The 21,273-nt window shown below is 51.0% G+C and carries 22 protein-coding genes; 5 read left to right on the plus strand and 17 right to left on the minus strand.

Going from position 1 to position 21,273, the window contains the following annotated elements:
* Nucleotides 1–39: 39 nt before the first annotated feature.
* The 16 genes from ACPV3A_RS31645 to ACPV3A_RS31720 all read right to left on the minus strand — a co-directional run bounded on the left by ACPV3A_RS31645 (nt 40) and on the right by ACPV3A_RS31720 (nt 16,135).
* Nucleotides 40–1,707, minus strand: coding sequence for an extracellular solute-binding protein (locus ACPV3A_RS31645; RefSeq protein ID WP_426203675.1), 1,668 nt, complete (start codon nt 1,705–1,707; stop codon nt 40–42).
* A gap of 73 nt (nt 1,708–1,780) precedes the next feature.
* Entirely contained in the window at nt 1,781–2,674 is an 894-nt protein-coding gene (locus ACPV3A_RS31650; RefSeq protein WP_260068104.1) for a carbohydrate ABC transporter permease, read from the minus strand.
* Nucleotides 2,675–2,696: 22 nt separating this feature from the next.
* Nucleotides 2,697–3,656, minus strand: coding sequence for an ABC transporter permease (locus ACPV3A_RS31655; protein WP_374198183.1), 960 nt, complete (start codon nt 3,654–3,656; stop codon nt 2,697–2,699).
* Nucleotides 3,657–3,784: 128 nt separating this feature from the next.
* Nucleotides 3,785–4,663: an AraC family transcriptional regulator gene (locus ACPV3A_RS31660; protein ID WP_194544255.1), complete on the minus strand. Its 879-nt coding sequence runs from the start codon at nt 4,661–4,663 to the stop codon at nt 3,785–3,787.
* A 221-nt stretch (nt 4,664–4,884) separates the two neighbouring features.
* The gene (gene bglS, locus ACPV3A_RS31665) at nt 4,885–5,655 is read right to left on the minus strand and encodes a beta-glucanase (protein ID WP_426203677.1); all 771 of its coding nucleotides are present in this window, start codon (nt 5,653–5,655) and stop codon (nt 4,885–4,887) included.
* A 285-nt stretch (nt 5,656–5,940) separates the two neighbouring features.
* The gene (locus ACPV3A_RS31670; RefSeq protein ID WP_426203698.1) at nt 5,941–6,789 is read right to left on the minus strand and encodes an AraC family transcriptional regulator; all 849 of its coding nucleotides are present in this window, start codon (nt 6,787–6,789) and stop codon (nt 5,941–5,943) included.
* Between the two features lie 203 nt (nt 6,790–6,992).
* Nucleotides 6,993–7,835: a sulfurtransferase gene (locus tag ACPV3A_RS31675; protein ID WP_194544258.1), complete on the minus strand. Its 843-nt coding sequence runs from the start codon at nt 7,833–7,835 to the stop codon at nt 6,993–6,995.
* 36 nt (nt 7,836–7,871) lie between these two features.
* A complete protein-coding gene (locus ACPV3A_RS31680; protein ID WP_194544259.1) occupies nt 7,872–8,645 on the minus strand; it encodes an ABC transporter ATP-binding protein in 774 nt (257 codons plus the stop codon).
* A 21-nt stretch (nt 8,646–8,666) separates the two neighbouring features.
* The gene (locus tag ACPV3A_RS31685) at nt 8,667–9,680 is read right to left on the minus strand and encodes an ABC transporter substrate-binding protein (protein ID WP_426203680.1); all 1,014 of its coding nucleotides are present in this window, start codon (nt 9,678–9,680) and stop codon (nt 8,667–8,669) included.
* Between the two features lie 40 nt (nt 9,681–9,720).
* The gene (locus ACPV3A_RS31690) at nt 9,721–10,497 is read right to left on the minus strand and encodes an ABC transporter permease (RefSeq protein ID WP_194544261.1); all 777 of its coding nucleotides are present in this window, start codon (nt 10,495–10,497) and stop codon (nt 9,721–9,723) included.
* Nucleotides 10,498–10,502: 5 nt separating this feature from the next.
* Nucleotides 10,503–11,843, minus strand: coding sequence for an LLM class flavin-dependent oxidoreductase (locus ACPV3A_RS31695; RefSeq protein ID WP_426203684.1), 1,341 nt, complete (start codon nt 11,841–11,843; stop codon nt 10,503–10,505).
* Nucleotides 11,844–11,920: 77 nt separating this feature from the next.
* Nucleotides 11,921–12,901 (minus strand): aldo/keto reductase, encoded by a 981-nt coding sequence (locus ACPV3A_RS31700; protein WP_339219414.1) that lies wholly within the window; start codon nt 12,899–12,901, stop codon nt 11,921–11,923.
* A gap of 267 nt (nt 12,902–13,168) precedes the next feature.
* Complete coding sequence (locus ACPV3A_RS31705) at nt 13,169–14,491, minus strand: LLM class flavin-dependent oxidoreductase (protein ID WP_426203688.1); 1,323 nt, start codon at nt 14,489–14,491, stop codon at nt 13,169–13,171.
* Nucleotides 14,492–14,533: 42 nt separating this feature from the next.
* Nucleotides 14,534–15,106 carry a DUF4825 domain-containing protein gene (locus ACPV3A_RS31710; protein ID WP_194544264.1) on the minus strand — a complete coding sequence of 191 codons (573 nt, stop codon included), beginning with the start codon at nt 15,104–15,106 and terminating at the stop codon, nt 14,534–14,536.
* Nucleotides 15,103–15,783: a permease prefix domain 1-containing protein gene (locus ACPV3A_RS31715; protein WP_339219419.1), complete on the minus strand. Its 681-nt coding sequence runs from the start codon at nt 15,781–15,783 to the stop codon at nt 15,103–15,105. Before ACPV3A_RS31715 ends, ACPV3A_RS31710 begins: the two co-directional genes overlap by 4 nt.
* Nucleotides 15,767–16,135 (minus strand): PadR family transcriptional regulator, encoded by a 369-nt coding sequence (locus tag ACPV3A_RS31720; RefSeq protein WP_194544265.1) that lies wholly within the window; start codon nt 16,133–16,135, stop codon nt 15,767–15,769. The genes ACPV3A_RS31715 and ACPV3A_RS31720 overlap by 17 nt, the downstream gene beginning before the upstream one ends.
* A gap of 227 nt (nt 16,136–16,362) precedes the next feature.
* Between ACPV3A_RS31720 and ACPV3A_RS31725 the strand changes: the two genes are divergently transcribed.
* From ACPV3A_RS31725 to ACPV3A_RS31745, 5 genes are all read left to right on the plus strand, one after another.
* Complete coding sequence (locus ACPV3A_RS31725) at nt 16,363–16,890, plus strand: DUF2062 domain-containing protein (RefSeq protein WP_194544266.1); 528 nt, start codon at nt 16,363–16,365, stop codon at nt 16,888–16,890.
* 216 nt (nt 16,891–17,106) lie between these two features.
* Complete coding sequence (locus tag ACPV3A_RS31730) at nt 17,107–18,573, plus strand: spore germination protein (RefSeq protein ID WP_194544267.1); 1,467 nt, start codon at nt 17,107–17,109, stop codon at nt 18,571–18,573.
* Nucleotides 18,570–19,736 carry a Ger(x)C family spore germination protein gene (locus ACPV3A_RS31735; RefSeq protein WP_426203691.1) on the plus strand — a complete coding sequence of 389 codons (1,167 nt, stop codon included), beginning with the start codon at nt 18,570–18,572 and terminating at the stop codon, nt 19,734–19,736. Before ACPV3A_RS31730 ends, ACPV3A_RS31735 begins: the two co-directional genes overlap by 4 nt.
* A 15-nt stretch (nt 19,737–19,751) precedes the next feature.
* Nucleotides 19,752–19,943: a hypothetical protein gene (locus ACPV3A_RS31740; RefSeq protein ID WP_194544269.1), complete on the plus strand. Its 192-nt coding sequence runs from the start codon at nt 19,752–19,754 to the stop codon at nt 19,941–19,943.
* A gap of 28 nt (nt 19,944–19,971) precedes the next feature.
* Nucleotides 19,972–21,063: a GerAB/ArcD/ProY family transporter gene (locus tag ACPV3A_RS31745; RefSeq protein WP_194544270.1), complete on the plus strand. Its 1,092-nt coding sequence runs from the start codon at nt 19,972–19,974 to the stop codon at nt 21,061–21,063.
* Nucleotides 21,064–21,172: 109 nt separating this feature from the next.
* Here the strand turns inward: ACPV3A_RS31745 and ACPV3A_RS31750 are convergent, their stop codons facing one another.
* Nucleotides 21,173–21,268 carry an IS3 family transposase gene (locus tag ACPV3A_RS31750; protein ID WP_426203701.1) on the minus strand — a complete coding sequence of 32 codons (96 nt, stop codon included), beginning with the start codon at nt 21,266–21,268 and terminating at the stop codon, nt 21,173–21,175.
* Between the last annotated feature and the right edge of the window lie 5 nt (nt 21,269–21,273).

A 21,273-nucleotide genomic window follows, 5' to 3' on the forward strand; every position in this document is an offset into this window, starting at 1 on the left:
CCGCAAGCCCCTGAAAGAACGACGGCTTCGCCGTGACGTTTATTTCGATGCTTCCAGCTTCTGCTTATTCTCCTGCCATTTTGCCGTTTTGTACTTCAACAGCTTGTCATAACCCGCTTTTTGCGCATCCGCCTCTGCCTTATCCAGAAGCGAGAGCACTTCCTGATCTGAGGAGGCCGAGCTGATCGCCTTGGCTCTAACCTGCTCATAAATTTCGAACACGCGCTGTGCAATAATGCCTTCCTCCGAATCGCCTGCCGGATCGAGATTAACGTACTCCGTCGTGTTCATCTGCGTCTTCCAGGTAATCTCCGATTGCCAATACGTTTCGAAGTTCCGCTTCTCCGGCGGGAGCGTGGATTCGAATTTCATCTTGGAATTGTCGACATACACCGTGTTGCCGTTCCACTGGAAGTTGACCGTGGCGTTCATCAGCTCATCGCGTCCCTTCGCATCGCTGGTGAATTTATCGGTGAACAGCGGCATGTCCTCTTCGTCCGTCCCGTCCCAGTACAAACCTTCAGGTCCCCACATGATCGTCCGCTGGCCCTCGGGACCGGTAAACCAATCCAGGAACGCGAAAATAGCTTCCGGATCTTTTGCCGCTTGCGTAATGACGCTGACGTTCCAGCCAAGCTGTTTGTAGTCGCCCGGGAAAATTTTGTTGCGATCCAATCCTTCCTTGTGGACCGGCCATATCATGATGTAACCAGCATCGGGGTCTTGTGCCTTCAGTAGATTGTTGCCCTTGGAACCGAACTCGGTAGGGCTGGATGCCACATATACTGCCACATTGCCGCTCAGAATCTTCTGTTCAACTTGCTCCAGCTTCTGTGTGAAGGCATCCTGCGTAATGAGTTTCTCGCGGTACAATCGGCTCATATATTGAAGCAGCTCGCGATAAACGGGATCCGTGAACAGCGACACGAGTTGATCCCCTTGGGGTACGGCAATCATACTGTTGAACGTATACGGGCGATTCTCGGCAAAAGCCGACACCATGATGTCCACGCCCGCTGCCGATTGGCCTACCTCCAACGGAACGACATTCGGATACTTCGCCTTCACTTGCTTCAGATAGGCGTACAGATCATCCGGCGTTTCCAGTTTTGGCGATCCGAGCTCCTCATAAATCTTTTTATTGACGAGATAGCCGGCATTGCCGTTCGGCTGCGTCGTATACCAGTTCGGGAATTGATACAGCTTGCCGTCCGGCGAGCGAAGCAAATCGAGCGTGGACTCCCCGGCCCATTTTTTCAAATTCGGGTATTTATCCAGATAATCGTCGAACGGCACCAGCATGCCCTCGGCACGAAGCCTCTCAACCTCCGCACCCCGCTCCATCCATATGACATCCGGCAGCTCCCCGGACACAATCATCGTACTAAGCTTGTTCTTGGCAACACCGCCGGAGCTGACCGGGACCACGTTGACCTTCTTGTTCTCCTGGATCCACTTGGTTGACGGATCCGCACCCCAATCCGGCATGGTATACCAGTCATAGTGGCCGTAGAACGAAAATTCCAGCGGGTTCTCTCCCAGCGCAAAGATATCCTCTCCGGCTGGCTTCTCCTTGTTTTGCGAGCCTGGGCTCTCCTTCTCCGGGCTTGCAAGTTTACCTCCTGAACCCGAACATCCCGTTAAAGCCATAACGATGACAAGCGTGACTGACCATGCAGATAGAAGCCTTTTTCCCCTTTTTTTCATTCCAAGTGCTCCCTTCATGATTCATCTATGGTCAAAGCTGCCGCTTCAAACCCTTGGCAAGGTTGCTGGTGAATTACTCCTTCAAGGAACCGATTAACACACCCTTCACAAAATACTTCTGAACGAATGGATATACGCACAGAATCGGGACGGTTGCCACCATCATGGTCGCCATGGACAAGGACTTGGTCGTTACGGCCTTCATCGCGCTCATCCGGCCCTGCGCCGCTGCATCCATGTTCTGCATTTGTTCCATCATGATATTGGCATTGAGGATCTGCTGAAGCTTCGTCTGTATCGGCAGCAGATCCGCGTTGGATATGTAAATGCTTGGCGCAAACCAATCATTCCAATGATATACGGCCGTGAACAACGACAGCGTCGCAATGACCGGTCCCGATAGCGGAAGCACGATTCGGAAGAATACGCCCCAGTTCGAGGATCCGTCGATATGGGCCGACTCCTCAAGGCCGGGCGGGATGCCCTTAAAGAACGTCCGGAATATGATCATATTCCACACGCTGATGATACCTGGAATGACCATAACCCAGAACGTGTTCATCAGTCCCAGCTCCCGAATAAGCAAATAATTCGGAATGAGTCCGCCGCTGAAGTACATCGTTACGATGCAAGTGACCATATAAAAATTTCGGCCCATCAACTCGCGCTTGGATATGCCATAAGCGAATATGGCGGTTGCTACAATGGATAGAAGCGTACCGATGACCGTGCGGAGCACCGAGATGACGAAGCCGTCAATGAGGCGCTCGTCCTTGAACACGACGCGGTAATTCTCCAGGGTAAATTCGCGTGGCCAGAACGTAATGCCGCCCATCATCGTGTCAGTCCCCGAGTTGAACGAGATGATGGCCGCGTTCCAGAATGGGTACAGCGCGATAAATGCCAGCAATGCCAAAGAACCGTAGATGAACCCAACGAATACCCGGTCTCCGTTTGACAGCCTCATAAACATCTCTCCCCTTTCTTCCCTACCATAGGCTGTTCCCCGATCGTCGGGCCCAGTAGTTGGCTCCGGCCAATAACAAGACGCTGATGATGGCCTTAAATAGACCTGCCGCTGTAGCGTAGGAGAATCGGCTGTTCTGAATGCCAATCCGGTAGACGTACGTGTCCAGCACGTCGCTGACATCCCGCAATACCGGATTGCCGGCCAGCAGCAAAATGTCCTCAAAACCGGCATTCAGGAAATTGCCGATCGCCAAAATCGAGAACACAACGATAATCGGCATGATGGACGGAATCGTGATGGAGATGATCTGCTTCAGACGGCTCGCACCGTCAATGGAAGCCGCTTCATACAGCTGGGGATTGATGCCAGCAATGGCCGCCAAATACACAATGGAGGAAAAACCGATCTCCTTCCACACATTCGTTACCGTCAGGATGCTCCAGAAATACTTCGGCTCCGATAGAAAATTGATCGGTTCATCGATCAGGCTCAGCTTCTGCAGCAGAATGTTCAGACTGCCGTTGTCCGTGGACAGAATGGAAATCGCAAAGCCCGAGACGATGACCCACGACAAGAAGTGAGGCAGATAGCTGATGGTCTGGACGATTCTTTTGAAGGAATGCCTCCCTACTTCATTCAGCATCAACGCAAGCAGGATCGGTGCAGGAAACCCGATGCACAGCTTCAGCAGGCTGATGACCAGAGTGTTCCGCATAATGGTCCAGAACTCCGGAGCCCCAAAGAACATCTCAAAATGCTTGAAGCCGACCCACGGGCTGTTCAGAAACCCCTTGAACAAACTGTAGTCCTGGAACGCCATGAGCACGCCGTACATGGGAATGTAGCTGAAAACCAGAATGAACATCATGGCCGGAAGCACCATCAGCTGTATATCCCATTGCTTCAGAAAGCGGCGCAAGCGGCCTTTCTTCACATGCGTCTCCGCCCTGCTGTCGATCCCGATTTGCGGCACTGGCATCTCCCCCTTTAATATTTTGTGTTAGGTTTATTGACATATTCTTGAAATGCTTGCCACTTTATTGTATCGCCTGACCAGGCTCATTTCTCTGCTAAAACAAGCAAAAACCAGCACTATTTCACTGGTTTTTAGGAATGTTGCTTTTGTGAAGCCTTCGGCGTCATGCCGATGTGCTTTTTGAACAGCCGATTAAAGTTGGTCAGCGTACGGAAGCCGCATTCCAGGGCGACGTCCATCACTTTCATATGTCCTCCTTCCAGCATCGTGACCGCCTGCTCCAGCCGAATGTGGATCAGGTACAAGAGCGGCGGCATCCCGACCGCACGCTTGAATATTTCGCTGAACCTGGAAGGACTGAGATAGACCAGGGAAGCCAATTCCTCCAGCGTCCAGGGGTGGGCAAAATTTTGCTCCATCACCATGATGACTTGACGCATTTTCTCCAGCTGCCGTTCGCTGATGCTGGGTTCGCTCCCGCCCTCCCCTTCGATCCGGCACTCCCGGTTTACGGTAGCCAGGAACTGAAGCAGAAGCGAGTATACTATCGTAGCGTAAGACCGCTGTTCCCCCACATGCTCCTTCTGCAGCTCAAACAGCAGCGAACGCAGCTTATCCATCGCCGGGTGGTCGCGGGGGATCAGGTTCATGTAATGCTTACCCATCTCGCGGAACGGGCTGAACAGCTCCGGATCGAACCGGAGGTTATGGATAAACCAAGTCGAATCGAATGAAATGACGGTCATGACAAGATCCTTCGTCTCGTAAGCGCAATGAAGATCATTCGAGTTGATGAGCAGTACATCCCCTTGCTGGAATTCGAATTTTTGCCCATTGATGATGTAGTAACCCGTACCGGATTTAATGTAATTTATCTCCAGCACGTTGTGCCAATGAAGCTTTTGATAGGGGCTGGTCACGCCAATCGTATCGGCGACAAAAACCGGATAATTCTTGGCTAATATTACTTTTTCCTTCGGTATCGCTTCTTCCCGCATGATCGATGGCATGATAAATCCCTCCATAACCGATATTTTTTTGTAAGCGTTGCATCCATACATTTCTTGTGAAAGACTCTATCATCTATGTTCCATAGTTGTAAATAAAAAGCTGCCCCAAATGTCATTTCTGACCTGGGGCAGCTTGTTGGTGCGATGATTCCAGAACAAAGCGGATGCTGATCAAGGAAACTTCAACATACCTGATCAAAACCTGCTGAATACCCGATAAACTAGTTGGCCGGCGTGAATTTGATCCAGTCATAGTACGCACGGACCGGCGAACCCGGGTAATTGAACTTCCCGGTCCATATCTCGGCCGGTCCCGATCCCGACCATAGGTTAACCATGATATGGCCCGGGCTAGTCGGAAGCGCCCCGCGTGAGCCATTCTCCGTGTGGACCAGTTGGCCGTCTACATACCACTTGATGGATGATGGCGACCATTCGAACGCATAGTTATGGAAATCGAGCGACGCATCAAACCCTAAATTGATGATGGTGCTGTGCTGACCTACCCCATTGGTGAAATAATTTGTTTCCATCTTCGTGGTGTCTTTCCCCAGGATTTCAATATCAATTTCGTCATTGGACGTGCCTGTGGCTTGACCGGAATACGTAAAAAGGCTCGTAACCAAGCCCGTTCCCTTGGCCGCTTTGATCCGCGCTTCAACGCGGCCGTAACCGTACTTTAGATGTGTCGCATATTCACCGGAAGCATAGGATTTGCCCGAGCAGCTCACAGGACATCCCGCATTGTCCAGTCGTAAAGCCATAATTCCGTTTGAGAACTCCTGGTTTGCCGCCTTCCAGCCCACCCCGAAATCAGGGCCATTCCCCCATCCATCGGAAGTATAGAACAGATTAGGGTTCGTGCCATTCAGCGGCTCATTAAATGCAACGTCGGCAGCCGACGCTTGAATCGGTACCAACAATCCGCACAACAAGCTGCCAGCCATAAGTACAGTCGTCATTTTCTTTCTGAACACACTTAGCTTTTTCATGAACAACACCTCTTTCTTGAAATGTAGAGTGAATGCAAGCAAGAACATCCGTGCTTCCGTAATCTCTGATCTCTTTAAGACCTCCCTCCATCAAATGGATGTAATAACCACCGGGAATGGTGGATCCATTCTATCGTACACACAAATATTTTGGAAATCTCAGCCATTTTAAGGATAAAACGACACTATTTAACGGCACTTGCTGCCTTTCCAAGCGAAAAGACTGCAGCAGGTTTTGCTTCTCCCTGTTACAGTCTTGTTATGCATATCCTCTCCTATGTACTACTAAATTGGAACCGGCACATGCTGCTGCCGATACGAGGTAGGCGACACGTGGTGATATTTAGCGAATGCTCTCGAGAACGTGTGGAGGTTGGAGTATCCCAGCGAAAAAGCCGCCTCCGTGACGGATACATCGGTTTCAGTCAGCAGCACCGCTGCCCGCTCCATCCGCAGCTTCATGAGATAATGGCTTGGACTGATGCCGTACACTCGAATGAATTCACAGTACAGATGCGTCCGGTGTACGCCGGCATGCTCGACCACATCCGTAACAGTGATCCCCTCCATGTAATGGGAATCCATATAATGGACGCTTTGCTCAAGCCAGTTCGATTTACTCCCTTTTTGGACCGCGGCACCCGCCAGCAGCTCAAACAGCCGGTATAACCATTTCTGTCGTGCAAACTCGTTTCCGATGGTATCGTTGTCAACGCACCTATTCATTTGATCGAGCACCGTCTGCAGCTCACCCTTCATCGCGTTATGCACATAAGGCTTGCACGCATGCAGCCCGATCCGGCTCAAAGCCATGTCGGTCAATCCTCCATCCAACACGACCCACTGCATGTGCAGCGTCGGTTCGAGATGGCCGTTCGGCTCCCAGTAGCTGTACCTCGTATGAGGAAACAGGCAAAAGACATCCCCTTCCGACAGCGTAACCTCCTCGTCCCCGTAAGCCAGTGAAACCATTCCGTTCAGAACAAAATGCAGCGCATAATTTTCGGATACTTTGGGGCCTACGAAATAGTGGGGCTTGACCCGGCTCAGGCCCGTACGGAGAATCCAGATTCCGCCCCCTTTTTCCATATCCGAAGGTATGGAATACTTCATATCGGCATATTCGAAGACCATTTCCTTCACACGAAATCCCTCCCGCCTCAAATAAAATGCTTCCAGCCAAATGCCAAATGCGGAGCATGATACTCCTGCCTTCACGGCATAAAAACAACAAAGAGGCACGGCTTCATTGCCATGCCTCCAGTGATCTGGTCGACAAACCTTCCATATGTTATCTATTTTGATATGCCCCCGCGTCAGACGCAGGCTCTCCCGCTTTACACGTTCCCAATGGCCACCGGATGATCCTTATAGCTGATCCAGTCGCTCCAGCTGCCCGCATACAGCTTCACCTTGCGGTATCCCGCTTCTTGCAAAGCCAGCACATTCGGGCACGCGGACAGCCCGGAGCCGCAATACACAATCACTTCATGATCTGGAGCTATTCCTGCAAAACGCTCAAGCTGCCGCTCTGCACTCTTCAGTGTTCCGTCTTCATCTATACCGTCCTTCCAATAGGCGTGCACCGCCCCCGGAATATGTCCGGCTACCGGATCCAGCGGCGCCGTTTCTCCCGTGAACTGCTTCCAATCCCTTGAATCGAGCAGGGTCACGCCGGCTGCGCCAAGCTTCGCCCTCACCTCGTTCACATCAGCCAGCCAATCCTTCTGCACGCTTGACTGGAAAGAACGCGGCGTCACTTCGATTTTCCCCGAGATGAGCGGATACCCGGCTGACTTCCAGCCTGCGAAACCTCCATCCAATATATATGCCGATTCATGGCCCAGGTATTTCAAAATCCACCATAACCGCGCCCCCTCCGAGCGGAGGTCATCATCATAGACAACGACAGGCGTACTTGCATCGATTCCGAGATTGCCGAGTCGCCTGGCCAGCTCCTCCGGATGCGGCAGCGGACTCCGCCCGCCATGCTCGCCTGGAGGATCCGTCAGATCCTTTTTCAAATCGATGAATACAGCCCCGGGCACATGTTCACGCTGATAAGCCTCGAGCCCGTATCCCTCATTGCCCGGGCTGAATCGGACATCCGCGATAACCAGCTGATCCGGGTTAAACTCCAGCTGCTCCAGCACCCATTCCTTGCTTACGAGATTTGACAATAAATCCACGTCCCTTCTGATTTCCAGCAGCTGTTGTTAAATCGTAAATTCCAAATCCTCTTCTGTCTTCACGTCATAGATTGCAGAGTAGATGTCGTTCTGAATCTTCAGGAGACCGACATCCTCCCGCTTGCGCGGACGCTCTTGGGGAACGTCGAAAATGTGGTGGATGCGCCCGGGACGCGGGGAAAGCAGGACGACCCTGTCCGCCAGAAAGACGGCTTCGGATACGTCATGGGTCACAAACACCACCGTCTTCTTCTCCTCCTGCCATATGCGGAGCAGATCCTGCTGGAGCTGAAGCCGGGTCAAATGGTCCACCGCTCCGAACGGCTCGTCCATCAGGAGGATGTTGGGACTGCTTACAAGCGCCCTAGCGATCCCTGCCCGCTGCCGCATGCCTCCCGACAGATGGTGGGGATATTTGGAACCGAATCCCTGCAGACCGACCATGTTCAGATATTTGTCAACGAGCGTTTGCCGCTCCGCTTTTTTCATGCCGGCGAGCTCCAGCCCAAGGCCGACATTCTGCGAGATGGTACGCCACGGATACAGGGATGCATCCTGGAATACGACCCCTGAGCTCCGCGTGGGTCCTTGAACCTTCGCGCCATCCAGCAAAATTTCGCCTTCCGTCGGAAGCTGCAGCCCCGCCAGCAGCTCGAGAAGGGTGCTTTTCCCGCAGCCGCTCGGCCCGAGAATGCACAGGAATTCGCCATCCCGGACCTGCAAGTTTATATGTTGAAGCGAGATCGTAGGAAGATCGCCGTCATAGACCTTCGAGACATTTTCTACCGTAAATCCCGACATAGGAACGCCTCCTGCCACACTTTATTTTTTCGGAATAAACCTCAGGTCCAGAATGTCCTCCACCTTGTAAATCTCATCCTGGAAGCCTAACTCCTTCTGAATCTGCTGGGTATCGTTCAGCGCGTTGATGTCCACGTCCGGGTTGTTCTCCCACAGCACCTCTTCACGTTCCAGCGCCAGATCCAGCACCTCGGGATCAATCTCGATATGGTTCAGATAGTACGCCTTATACTCGTCCGGATGGCTCTTCGCATATTCCTGCGATTTGAAATAAGCCCTCAGCAGCTTCTCGACCAATTCCGGTTTCTCGTTCAATATGCCGTCACGCGCCGCCAGCACCCCGGTGTGGAAGGTCGGCAGGTAATCCCAACCTGTAGTGATAATATGGCCTTTTCCCTGCTTCTCCGCGAGAGAAGCAAACGGCTCATGGATGATGGTGGCGTCTACCTGTCCGGTTTCCAAACTCGCATAAGCCGCCTGATGCGTGCTGTTAGCAATGAAGGTTACATCCTCCGGCTTCAAGCCATGCTCCTTCAGAATGACTCGTGTATACACCTCCAGTCCGCTGCCAAACACGGCAATGCCCACCTTCTTGCTCTTCAGGTCATCCACCGTCTTGATCTCCGGCGAGGCAATCAGGTAGAACGGGCCTTTGGTCCGGAACATGGAGGAGACGATTTTGACGGGAGCGCCCTTGCCCGCTGCCACAATCGCTGTCGTCGTGGCTACGTCAGCCACGTCAATGTCCTTGCTGGTCAGACCGGCTATCGGGTCCTTGGTGGTAATAAACTCGACGTCGAGTCCTTCCTCCTCAAAGAATCCCTTCTCCGCCCCGAAGGACACCGCCAATCCGCTGACGCCGCTAAGCGGCGCGTAACGGATCTTCTCCAGCTTGGTTCCCGCAGCGCTTTCTCCGGCCTCTGTGGGGGTTGCTCCCTTGCCGCTATCCGTGCCGCTTGCGCAGCCGGCCGTTATGACGATTAACCATAACGCCGCAAGCGCTATGATGCATGGACGTATTTTCCTTCTGTTCATATGAATCTCTCCCCTTGTATGTGACGCTCTTTCTGATGGATTATGATGATTTCCATTTCAAAAACACATTGCGTTCCAACAAATCGATCAATGAAATAATAAGTACGGATACGACGGTAACCAGCGCTACAATGGCAAAGGCCTGCGCGGTATTATACAGCGATGTCGCCTTCACGAGTATATTGCCAAGGCCATCCTTCGACGCCAGCATCTCCCCGAACAGAGCCCCAACCAGTCCGGTTGCAGCCGATAAACGAAGACCCGCAAAAATAGTCGGCGCAGCCGATGGCAAAATCACCTTCATGATGGTCTGATTCCGCGTGGCTTCGAACACTTGGGCGACCTTCAGGTGATTATCCGCCGTCTGTTTGATCCCGGTCATCGTATTGACCGTGATCGTAAAGAAACAGAACAGGAACACAATCGATATTTTATGCGTAACCCCGATCCCGAGCCAGAGCGCAAGCAGCGGCACGATCGTAACCTTCGGAATCGCCATCAGCGCCGAAAGATACGGCCGGAAGAATTGCTCCGCCCAAGGGATCAGCACCAGAGCCATGCCGACGGCCAAACCGCCAAGGGCAGCAATGCCGTAGCCCGTAACGAATTCGGCCAGCGTGACGTACAGGTGCTTCCAAATCTCCCCGTCACCGAACAGTTTGAACAGCTCACGGAATACCTGCGATGGCGCAGGCAGATACAGGCTGCTGACGATCTCCGTGCGAACCAGGAGCTCGCAAATCCCCAATATGATCAGCAGCAAAGCCGCCTGCCCCGCCCAGATGCCGCGGTATTTCCTGGCATGCCTCGTTCCCATCAGGCTCACCCCTTCGCAATCAGATCATATCGGTTCCCCGGGCGGCTTAGTCCCAAGTGCTCCCGGAAGGTGCTGCCTTCATATTCGTTGCGGAATAAGCCACGACGCTGAAGCTCAGGAACCACCAGCTCCAGGAACAGATCCAGTCCACCCGGCATATAAGGCGGGCACACATTGAATCCATCGGCCGCTTCATCCCGGAACCATTCCTCGATGATATCCGCCACCTGCTGTGCACTGCCGACAACTAGCAGATGCCCGCGGACCGTGACGGTAAAGAAATAGAACAGATCCCTGATCGTAATATCCGCGCGCCCGTTGGCCGCTCTGGCCAAGTCGGCCCAGTGTAAGGCCGTTTCCGAAGCCGATACATCCGGCAGAGGATCGTCCAGTGAGAATCCTCTTAGATTGATCCCGATCTTATCCGACAGCGGACCCAGATCGTAATCGGTCACAACCAGTTCATTCAGCTCCGCATATTTGGCCCGTGCTTCTTCCTCCGTCCGGCCCACAATCGGAACCAGCCCCGGCAGGACTTTCAAATCCGAAGCTGCCCTTCCATACTCCGGCAGTCGGCCTTTCACATCCTTGTAAAATTTGACGGCTACTTCCTTTACATTCGTTCCCGTGAAGACCATGTCGGAATACTTGGCCGCCAGCATTTGGCTGCGCAGGGAGGTTCCAGCCGTGATCAACGGAAGCTGCCCCTGTATCGGGCGCAGAATGTTCAGCGGACCCGCAACGGAGAAGTGCTCGCCGACATGATCCAGAACGTGCACCTTACTCCCGTCGGCGAACACGCCGCTTGCTTTATCCCGCGGTAGGGAGTCGTCCTCCCAGGTGTCCCACAGCCCGCTGACAATTTCGATGAATTCCTCGGCGTAGTCGTACCGCTTGGCGTTATCCCAATGCTTCTCCCGGCTGTAATTCAGCGCTGCCCGCGGATCGGAGCCCGTCACGACATTCCATGAGGCACGGCCCTGGCTAAGATGATCCAGCGATGCCGTGAAGCGTGCGATGTTGTAAGGCTCGGCATAGGTGGTGTTCACCGTGCCGATCAAACCGATTTTTTCCGTTGCCGCCGCCAGATAGGACAGCATCGTAAACGGCTCCAGCCGCGTCATTTGCGAAGGGAATAAATGCTGCATGTCCGCGCTCGTGGCCAATCGGTCCCCCAGGAAGAAGAAATCGAACTTGGCCTTTTCAAGCTTCCGGGCGACTTCCTTCAGGAACTGGGGATCGTAAGCCCCGTCCGTTTTGCCTTCAGGCAGTCTCCAGCCCGCGGGATGATAGCCTGTCCCGAATAAAAACAATCCAAGATGCAATTGACGACGTTTTGAACTCATCGTTGTGTCACCTTCCTGATCCATATTGGTTACGATTGATCATTATCGTGCCGTATAGGTATTTCGCTATATCTGCTTTATCCACGGATTTCCTCCGATAAACGATCAATTTCCTTCAGTTCTTCTTCTGTCAGCCGCTCATCCGAGTATTTCAAGGTATCTGCAATGTGCTCCGCCCTGGATGCTCCGACAATGGCTGATGTGATGCCCGGGCGGCTAAGCACCCAGTTCAGGGCGAACTGCGGAAGCGTCCATCCCCGGTACTCAGCCAGCGGCCGGATCGCTTCTACAATAGAGAGCGCATGCCTCTGGTTCAGCAGCAATTGCAGTCTCTGTTCGCCTGCAGCCAGACGCGAGTCCGATGGGGGAGCTTCCCCCGCCCGGTACTTCCCTGACAATATGCCCCGGCCCAGAGGGCTGTACACGATAACCCCAACATGCTCGGACTGGGCAAAGGGAATTAATTCACGTTCGATATCCCTTGTAATGAGACTGTATTCCGGCTGTACGCTTTCGAACCTGCGAAGACCGTGGAGCGCACTGATGCCATGAGCTTTGGCCAGCTGCCAGGCCGCGTAGTTCGAGCAGCCGATATAGCGGACTTTGCCTTGTCGCACAAGATCCGTCAGCGCCTCCAGCGTCTCTTCCAGCGGAGTAAACTCATCAAACCGGTGCACTTGATAAAGATCGATATAATCCGTTTGGAGCCGAACAAGGCTGTTCTCCAGCGCGCGATAAATATGATAACGGCTTTGGCCTTGGTCATTAATGCCGGGCCCGATCCGGTTATGCAGCTTCGTAGCCAGGAGAATGCCTTGTCTTCGCTCCTTCAGCAGCCTGCCCAAAATTTCTTCCGACTCCCCAAGCTGATTTACGTTCCCGTTATCCATACCCGTGCCGTATACGTCAGCCGTGTCAATCAGATTGATTCCAGAAGCAAGCGCCACATCCAATACGGCGGCCGAAGCCCTCTCATCGATCCAACGCCCGAAAGCCATGGTCCCGAGACTCACCTCCGACACTTGAACTCCCGTTCTGCCCAGTGGTCTATACTTCATACATTGGAGCCTCCTCATAAGATTCATATAAGAAAACCTCTATCGAGGCTTTTTCAAAGGATGAGCGAGCCGATTCAAGGGTAGGTTTTCTTGCGATATCAGCAAGACCCTGCCTTGAAGTCTGATATCTAAAAAACAGCCGAAGACACACCTCGGATCACTAGTTGATCCAAGGATGCATCTCCGGCTGTCCGGTAGAATACGCATAAATTCTATTATTTCCGATATGTTAAGTAGGATTATAGCACCGTCTAATTTTGTCGTCAATTATTTTTCATGTTGAGTTTCCGGCCGGTTGAGACCAAGATGGTCCCGTAACGTTCTGCCTGTATAGTCCTCGCGAAACAGTCCGCGCTGCTGGAGCAGCGGCACTACGCCCTCCACAAACTGTTCGAGACCACTCGGAAGCAAAGGGGCCATAATGTTGAATCCGTCGCAAGCCCCGCTTCGAAACCAATCCTCGATCCGATCGGCAATCTGCAGCGGGGTTCCGATCATCGTCATATGACCTCTGGCGACCGCGTAATGCCTGCCAAGCTCCAGAATGCTCATGCCCGATTTCGCGGCCATATCCATAATCATGATCGCCCGGCTGCTGTTCCCTTCCCTCGGCAGATCAGGCAGCGGACCGTCTACCGGATATTCGGTCAAGTCGGCATTCAGCAATTGAGACAAATATTTCACCCCTGCTTCCGGCAAGATGAGCTCGCTGAATGCCCGGTGATACGCCAAAGCTTCGGCTTCGCTCTCTCCGAGGAAGATCAGCAATCCCGGGAGAACCTTCACCTCTCCCCCTTCCCGTCCATACTCCTTAAGCAAGTCCTTAAACTCGCGGTAATACCTTATCGCATCTTCTTTACTCTCACAGGCCGTGAACACAACATCGGCTGTTTGGGCGGCCAGCCTCCTTCCCGCTGCCGAGGTTCCCGCTTCAATGATAACGGGCCTGCCTTGCGGAGATCTGGGCATGTTCAACGGACCTTCCACCCTGAAAAATGCTCCTTCATGATGAACCCGATGAATCCGTGTGGTATCCGCAAAAACAGCTCTCTGCCGATCCAACACAAGGGCATCGTCCTCCCAGCTGTCCCAACACTCCATCACAGCCCGCAGAAACTCCTCCGCCCGTTCATACCGCTTTCCATGCTCCATTAATTCCACCGAGCCGAAATTGCGCGCCTCGGCATCCTTCGTGGAAGTCACCACATTCCATGCAGCTCTGCCGCCACTGATATGATCCAGCGTGGACAGACGCCTTGCCAATGCGTAGGGCTCGTTGAATGTGGTAGATGCCGTGCCGGCTAATCCAACATACGCCGTGACGCCGGCCAGACTGCTGAGCATGGTCAGCGCTTCAGGCTGAAGAAAGCTGACATTCGTCCGCAAATCCTCGATCAAAGGAATCGAGTTATTGTCCGCAAGGAATACCATATCGAATTTCCCGCGTTCGGCTGCTTGAGCGCAGCGCTTATAGAAATCGTAATCCACGGCTCCGACCCCCGCCGAACCGGGATGCCGCCAAGCGGCAATATGATGACCGTAATTCATTAGAAAAGCACCCAGACTTAATTGGCGTCGCTCCGTACCCATCTCTATACTCCCCTTCGCTTTATCACTTCTAAAGCTTTACCTCTACAGAAACTTACGCTCAACCAGGTTCTCTACGTAATCACCGACAAACTTCCTATCATCAAGACGGGATTGAACTTCCTTCTCCCATATCCCGGCATCCCGTAATGAAGCAAGTGTGACCTGATTGCCAAACCACGACTCCACCTCATCCCGCCGGATGGTGAAGATTTGGTCTTCAAAGGCGAAAATCAGTTTTTCCAAATTATCAATCATGGCAAAATTAGCAGTAGAGTTATAAACTAGCAGCTGCTTCAGCTTTTCCTCTTGCAGATCGCCGGCCCTGGCCTGGAATCGGATCTCGGCCGTCAATTCCTCCGGATACAGCTGAAATGTACGTTCGATGTCACGCATGGGAAGCGAAGCATTCAAATTGATCAGGTTCCCGGCATTCCCCATATACGGGCTCGCAAAGCTTAACGAATTCCGGATATCATGCGTCAACGGATCATTCTGCTCCGCTTCATATTGAACGGCCTGTTCGTCTGCTTTGGGCTTGATGAATCCCTCCAGTGCAGCCATACCCACTACGCCGATAAGCAGCAGTATAACGATCAGCCAATTTTTTTTGCTCATGGTTCATTCACCTCAAGTTGAAGAGTTAATTTACTAGCTTTTTGGACAAGCAGCGGAATGATGACCGACGTCATCGGGATGGCATATCGCATGACGGTCACGTAGAACGAATAGGGCCCATCGATCCGCAATTCTCGCCCAAACCACAGATCGCTGCCGTATTGAATCAGGAAGGTGTACATGGATACAACTACGATAAATATCGACCACAGCCACCATGCCCCTTTGCTCCATTTGGCCAATTTGCCTGCGTTGATCACAGCTGTCTGCTTCTCATACCGTTTCAGATGCCGTGACATGGAAAGATACACCGCACCGGATAAGACAACGAGACATAGCAGAAGGGTGTTCACCCCTATACCGCTTGGCAAAAATCGGGCCGGTATGGTCACGATCCACGCCAGCAAGGAATAAATAAGCGCGCTCTGAACCAATTCATAGCGGAAACGGTAGCTGTAAACTTTTTGATTATCGTCAATGAGGGCTTCGATATCTTCAATGTTATCGATGGCCAGACTAATGGCCGATTGATATTCCATCCCATTCTCCATATAATCCGTAACCCGAGCCTCCAAATTGCTGAGAACCTCATTCTTTAGCTCTACCACTTCCTTGGTTTTGCGTTGATTCGCAAATAGACGGTCCACAAAAATCTCTAAGTCATGCCTGTTGGTCATTGTCTGTCAGCTCCTTTCCGTTTCCGATCAAAATATCAATAATCTCGCGCGCAGCCTTCCATTCCTCCTGATTGTGCCGCAAGCGTCCCTGTCCCTCCTGGCTGAGGGTGTAATATTTGCGCCTTCCGCCCTGGGTTTCTTCACCCCAGTAGGAACGGATGAATCCCTGCTTCTCCAACCTTCTCAGACTGGAATACAGTGTAGGCTCCTTCAGCTCAAATCGATTCCCGCTTCGCAGCGAGATTTCTTTAATGATCTGATAGCCGTAATTATCTCCGTCCGATAACACGCGCAAAATAAAGGTATCAATATTTCCACGTATCAAATCGCTGTTATGTATGGATTCAATCAAATACCCGGACCTCCTTAACGAAACGAATGGGTATAATATAACGCATATTACTATGCATGTCAAAGTAATACTTCACGCATTTATTTCTTCTTTCATCGATTGACGGTTTACAACCGCTACTATATAATTCTTGAAAGTTCTTTCTATTATAAATGGAAACCCTACGATACAAAATGCGGTTCCAATCCCTTCATTATTGTATTTAGTAAGTGCAGGAGGAGACGGTTTTGCTTCATAAATACATTCGACGACTGAAATACTATATTCTCCGGACTCTCCGCATGCAAAATAGCGATCATCGAATTGCGCTCGGTTTTGCCGTCGGCTTCTTCCCTTGCTGGTATCCAACCTTCGGCATTGATCTGCTGCTGGCTCCGCTGCTCGCTCGCATGGTTCGGGCTAACATCCCTTCCGCTTTCCTTGCAGCTTCGGCAGGCTCCGTCTTGTGGCCGATCCTGTTCTATTTAAACTATAGAATCGGGGTATTTGTGCATCTGTTCACCACATTTCCCAAAACCTTTGAAATCGAAGATGCTCTCTCGGTACCTGTCCCGGAGACGGATTATAGGATTGAGACGAACCATTTTGGCAGATTAGGCGATATGGGCGTCAATTTTCTTGTCGGTGGTCTCATCAACAGTGTCCTGTCTACATTGATACTCTATATTTTGCTGCGCTTCGTTTTAACGTTCTACCGAAAACCATTGCTCCAACGAATAAAGAAATCCATCAAAAGAGGAAAAACCAAGAAGTAGCGGTTTAAATCGCAATTAACGGTACACCTTATAATCGCCCGTTTCGTAACAGCTTCATGCCGTTATGAATCAGGCGTATTTTTTTTCTGCATATCGAATGATCCCTAGCTCAGTCCCCCTCTCGACAAGTTAACTTCTCTGGTCATTTTGAATAACTTGCCAAGAGTACGGCATTCTATAAAAAAAGACACATATGAGCGTGAGGGGGTATCGGTTTTGAAGGAACAAACTCATCATGAACTGGTTGAGAATATAAAACAAAATCTTGAGAACTGTGAAGATGTCGTCTACCAATCATTTCGGGCCCATGGCAAATCCTGCACCCTGATTTATATCCAATCTATTATTGATACCAGCTCTTTGCATGAGCGTATCATTACCCCGCTCCTCAAAGAGGCCTCTGCCTTACAATTTAATTTAGATGACTTTATTAATGAGCTGGATCGTGGCGATTTACTCTCGATTCCATTCAACCGCTCATCATCAGCTCACGATATTGCGAACCTGATTGTAGAGGGCTATGTCGTTCTGTATATTGATTCATTGGTTAACGTCTATACCTTTGATCTAACGAAGTATGAAAAGAGAGCCGTCTCGGAATCCCAAAATGAGCTTGTGGTAAATGGCCCCCAGGAGGCTTTTATCGAGGACATCTTCACCAACCTGTCCTTGCTGCGTCACAAAATCAAACATCCCGCATTAAAGACGCGCCGTTACCAAATCGGGCGTTATTCGAAGACCCTTATATACATGGTATATATTGACGGACTGGCCGATAAGGATGTGGTGGCTAAGATCGAAAAAAATATCAAGGCCATATCTATCGACGGGGCCTTTGGCATCAGTACCTTATCTGAACAAATGAAAGAAGGCGTGAAATCGCCGTTTCCTCAGTTTCAATACACAGAGCGACCCGACTCTGTTGCAGCTTCACTGCTTGAGGGGAGAGTCGGGATGATGATGGACGGTACACCGTCTGCTCTTATCGTGCCGGTTACGCTCTTGTCTCTGCTGCAATCTTCCGAGGATTATTATCACAGCTTTTTTTCCTCCAGCTGGATCCGTCTTATTCGCTTTATGTTCGCTGTCATTTCGCTGCTGATGCCATCCATGTATGTTGCCATTACCACGTTCCAGCCTTCTATCATTCCGACGGATCTGCTGCTCACGATTACATCAACTCGTGAGAACATCCCTTTCTCGGCATTAACGGAAGCCCTCATTATGGAACTAACCTTTGAAGCGCTCAGGGAAGCCGGAACCCGAATTCCAAAACCGGTCGGTCAGACTATATCGATTATCGGCGCCATTGTCATCGGACAAGCCGCGGTGGAAGCAGGGATCGTGTCTAACCCGATGGTAATCGTGGTATCCATAACAGGGATTGCTTCGTACATCATTCCGCATTTTGAGCTTGGGCTGACATTTCGACTCCTACGCTTCCCCCTGCTTCTCTTGGGAGGAACACTCGGTCTAATCGGTTTGTTTGCAGGAACTTTTGTAGTGCTTGGACATTTGGCTTCGCTTAAATCCTTCGGGACTCCGTATCTGGAACCGGTAGCTCCGCTGGTATTCTCCGAGTGGAGGGATACGTTTCTCCGTGCTCCCTCTCCCCTGCTGAATAAACGTCCAACTTCCTATGCTGCTCAGACCTCGAATAATAGGAGGCAGAAACCAAAATGAAATTTTCAACACTCATTCGATTTCTGCTGCCTTTAATCATTCTTACCGGTTGCGCAACCAAGGTGGAGGTTAATGAACAGACGTTCGTCTTCGCTATGTATATTAATAAAGGCAAGCAGCCGGGAAATGTAGAGGTTACCATTAGCGCTCCCCTGCCGAATCGCTTAATGTCCGGGCAGCAGGCCGGCAGCGGGAGCGGCGGCGATCCTTATGCCATGGTCTCCAAGGAATCCGCCACAATTCAGGATGCCTTGCATCTTATTCAAAAAGATCTGTCTCGGCGGCTTGACTTCAGTCATACCCGGGTCCTTGTATTGGGCCGAAGCTACGCTGAAGACGGTATTGAGGATTTAATGGATTGGTTTGAAAGGGAACCCACGATCGATTTCAGATGCTACTTGATGGTTGCACCAGGCGACGCCAAGCAAATCGCCAGATTAACGCCGGTCTTTGAGCAAATGCCTTCGGAGGTTCTCATCAAATTCGCCGAACATCATAATATGGTGGCAACTACGGCGAGAGATATTTTATATGCAAGCAAAGCCAACCAAGGGTACGCCCTGACATACTTATCTGCAGGCAAAAAGCCGTTGGTAGCCGATCCAGCTAAAAAGGATGATTGGGCCGGAGTTCAAGGGACGGCGATATTTCAAGGTCACAAGCTAAGGGCCACCCTGCCACTAAAGGAATCCATGGCCGTCAGCTGGGCTCTTAAGGAGCTAAGAGACGCGCTTTACACCGTGTCTTGGGACGATGGCAAGAACAAAGGTAAGGCCAGCCTGTTACTCATCAACATCAGATCCCAGAAGAAGGTGAAAATGACACCCGACGGCCCCGTTTTCACGGTTATGCTCAAGGGAAGGGCAGACATCATATACAAAAAAGACACACACTTACCGGATTCGGCTGCTATCAACAAAATGATTGAACGTGAATTGAATGACCAGGTCAGCACTCAAATGAACCGTGCTCTGCGTACATCCCAAAGGGCTGGTGCGGATATATTGCAATTAGGCATGGTCCTCGACTGGCACTACCCCGATGCTTGGCATAAACTGCGTTCAAGATGGGAAGATTTTTACAGAAATGAAGCAGAAATTCAAGTTTCGACTCATATTACCATACGAAACCTGGGAGCAAGTTTTAATGCCAAATCAGAATAAGGAGGAGAAAATCGAATGATAGCCATATTTTTTTCGGCGATTGCACTGCTGGAGTGGTACCTTGTCAGACAAAAATCGCGACGGGAAAAATGGATGGTGCTTTCCCTCATTGTACTGGCTGCCATATGGAATATGCTGGCCGCTTTCATCCATTGGTGGCCCACACCCAATCAATGGATCCACTGGGGATTCGGTTGGTTAGGCTGAAATTAGAAAGGAGAGGAGGCGATATAGGATGCGTAAAACTCCCTGGCAGCTGTTCCGGTTTGCGTTTGTTTATCTATCTGCCCAGCCCACTGGGTTTCTGATCACGCCTCTGCTATGGAATTCAGAATATCTAGGATGGATGTCCATTCTTGCCGGAAGTGCTATGAGTCTGATCCTTCTGTGGTTCACGATCAGGCTCGGCATGTGGAGCCCGAATACCTCCTGGGTGGATTTTGGAGAACGCCTGGTCGGGAAGTGGGTTCATACCATGATCATCCTTTTGCTCTTGTTTTGGAGCATCAATTACATTGCCTTGGATATCGAAGGTTTTACCTTGTTTTTTAATACGAACTATATGCGGGAATCCCCGCAGTGGATTATCCAGATTATCATTGGATTGGTTGTGATCATCACGGCCAGATGGGGACTGGAAACGATGATTTATATGTCAGACGGATTATTTATACTTTCCGTGCTCTCTATCGTGCTGGTCAATATATTCTTTTTCAAAAACTCGGAATTTGAGATGCTGCCTGCTTTGATTACGCATCATAATTATGGTTCCGCGGCAACAGATGCCGTGTATTGTCTCTCTTTCTTTGCCGAATGGGTCGTATTCCTGTTTATTGCACCCTACATACAAATCGATCGGAGAGCGTTTCGCAATCTGGCCTGTTCAGGGCTCTTGGTCGCCTTGGCGGTTTTGCTTCAATGGTTGGCTGCCCTGCTCAATTTCGGTCCATACTTCGGGCGAGAACTTCAATATCCGCTCGTGGAGCTTATGCGTTCTACCGGCGGCTTCCTCGGTAAATCCGATCCCTTAATGATAGGGTTATGGAGCAGCTCCATGTTTATGCACAGTGCGTTTTTGCTCCATGTCAGCGTAAAATGCCTGGGAAAGGTATTGAACCTAAAAAAAATGGACAATCCCCTGATTTCCTTGGTTGGTGGTACTTCGGTCGTTATCGCCTACCAATATTCGCGGAATCCTACGCTGTTTCAGGAGAATTACGACTCTGTGCCTATGATTGCTTTTTTCCTGACCATTGAAGCGATTCCCCTATTATACTGGTTAGCCATACTTCTGCGCCCGCGAAAGAGAAAACGGCGGACAGCCTAGCAGCGCGGTATCGGAAATGAATGAAGCTTGTTTAGACGTGAGAAAATTAAAAAGAGTATCCTGCATTGGTCATAGCCCCGTCAAGTAGACATTAAAAAAAGAGATTTTATTAAGCGGCGACTTTTTCCCGAAACTCAATCGGGGAGAGGTCGCCCAGTTTGTTTTGGAAACGTTCCATGTTGTAAAACGAAATATACTCCGTAATTTGGC

Origin of the sequence: Paenibacillus sp. Dod16 (assembly GCF_049893405.1) — a bacterium.
Lineage (GTDB): Bacteria > Bacillota > Bacilli > Paenibacillales > Paenibacillaceae > Paenibacillus_AQ.

Coding starts and splice junctions, on each gene's coding strand:
- ACPV3A_RS31645 (WP_426203675.1), bottom strand. CDS start 1,707: ATGAAAAAAAGGGGAAAAAGGCTTCTATCTGCATGGTCAGTCACGCTT.
- ACPV3A_RS31650 (WP_260068104.1), bottom strand. CDS start 2,674: ATGAGGCTGTCAAACGGAGACCGGGTATTCGTTGGGTTCATCTACGGT.
- ACPV3A_RS31655 (WP_374198183.1), bottom strand. CDS start 3,656: ATGCCAGTGCCGCAAATCGGGATCGACAGCAGGGCGGAGACGCATGTG.
- ACPV3A_RS31660 (WP_194544255.1), bottom strand. CDS start 4,663: ATGCCATCGATCATGCGGGAAGAAGCGATACCGAAGGAAAAAGTAATA.
- bglS (WP_426203677.1), bottom strand. CDS start 5,655: ATGAAAAAGCTAAGTGTGTTCAGAAAGAAAATGACGACTGTACTTATG.
- ACPV3A_RS31670 (WP_426203698.1), bottom strand. CDS start 6,789: ATGGTCTTCGAATATGCCGATATGAAGTATTCCATACCTTCGGATATG.
- ACPV3A_RS31680 (WP_194544259.1), bottom strand. CDS start 8,645: ATGTCGGGATTTACGGTAGAAAATGTCTCGAAGGTCTATGACGGCGAT.
- ACPV3A_RS31685 (WP_426203680.1), bottom strand. CDS start 9,680: ATGAACAGAAGGAAAATACGTCCATGCATCATAGCGCTTGCGGCGTTA.
- ACPV3A_RS31690 (WP_194544261.1), bottom strand. CDS start 10,497: ATGGGAACGAGGCATGCCAGGAAATACCGCGGCATCTGGGCGGGGCAG.
- ACPV3A_RS31695 (WP_426203684.1), bottom strand. CDS start 11,843: ATGAGTTCAAAACGTCGTCAATTGCATCTTGGATTGTTTTTATTCGGG.
- ACPV3A_RS31700 (WP_339219414.1), bottom strand. CDS start 12,901: ATGAAGTATAGACCACTGGGCAGAACGGGAGTTCAAGTGTCGGAGGTG.
- ACPV3A_RS31705 (WP_426203688.1), bottom strand. CDS start 14,491: ATGGGTACGGAGCGACGCCAATTAAGTCTGGGTGCTTTTCTAATGAAT.
- ACPV3A_RS31710 (WP_194544264.1), bottom strand. CDS start 15,106: ATGAGCAAAAAAAATTGGCTGATCGTTATACTGCTGCTTATCGGCGTA.
- ACPV3A_RS31715 (WP_339219419.1), bottom strand. CDS start 15,783: ATGACCAACAGGCATGACTTAGAGATTTTTGTGGACCGTCTATTTGCG.
- ACPV3A_RS31735 (WP_426203691.1), top strand. CDS start 18,570: ATGAAATTTTCAACACTCATTCGATTTCTGCTGCCTTTAATCATTCTT.
- ACPV3A_RS31740 (WP_194544269.1), top strand. CDS start 19,752: ATGATAGCCATATTTTTTTCGGCGATTGCACTGCTGGAGTGGTACCTT.
- ACPV3A_RS31745 (WP_194544270.1), top strand. CDS start 19,972: ATGCGTAAAACTCCCTGGCAGCTGTTCCGGTTTGCGTTTGTTTATCTA.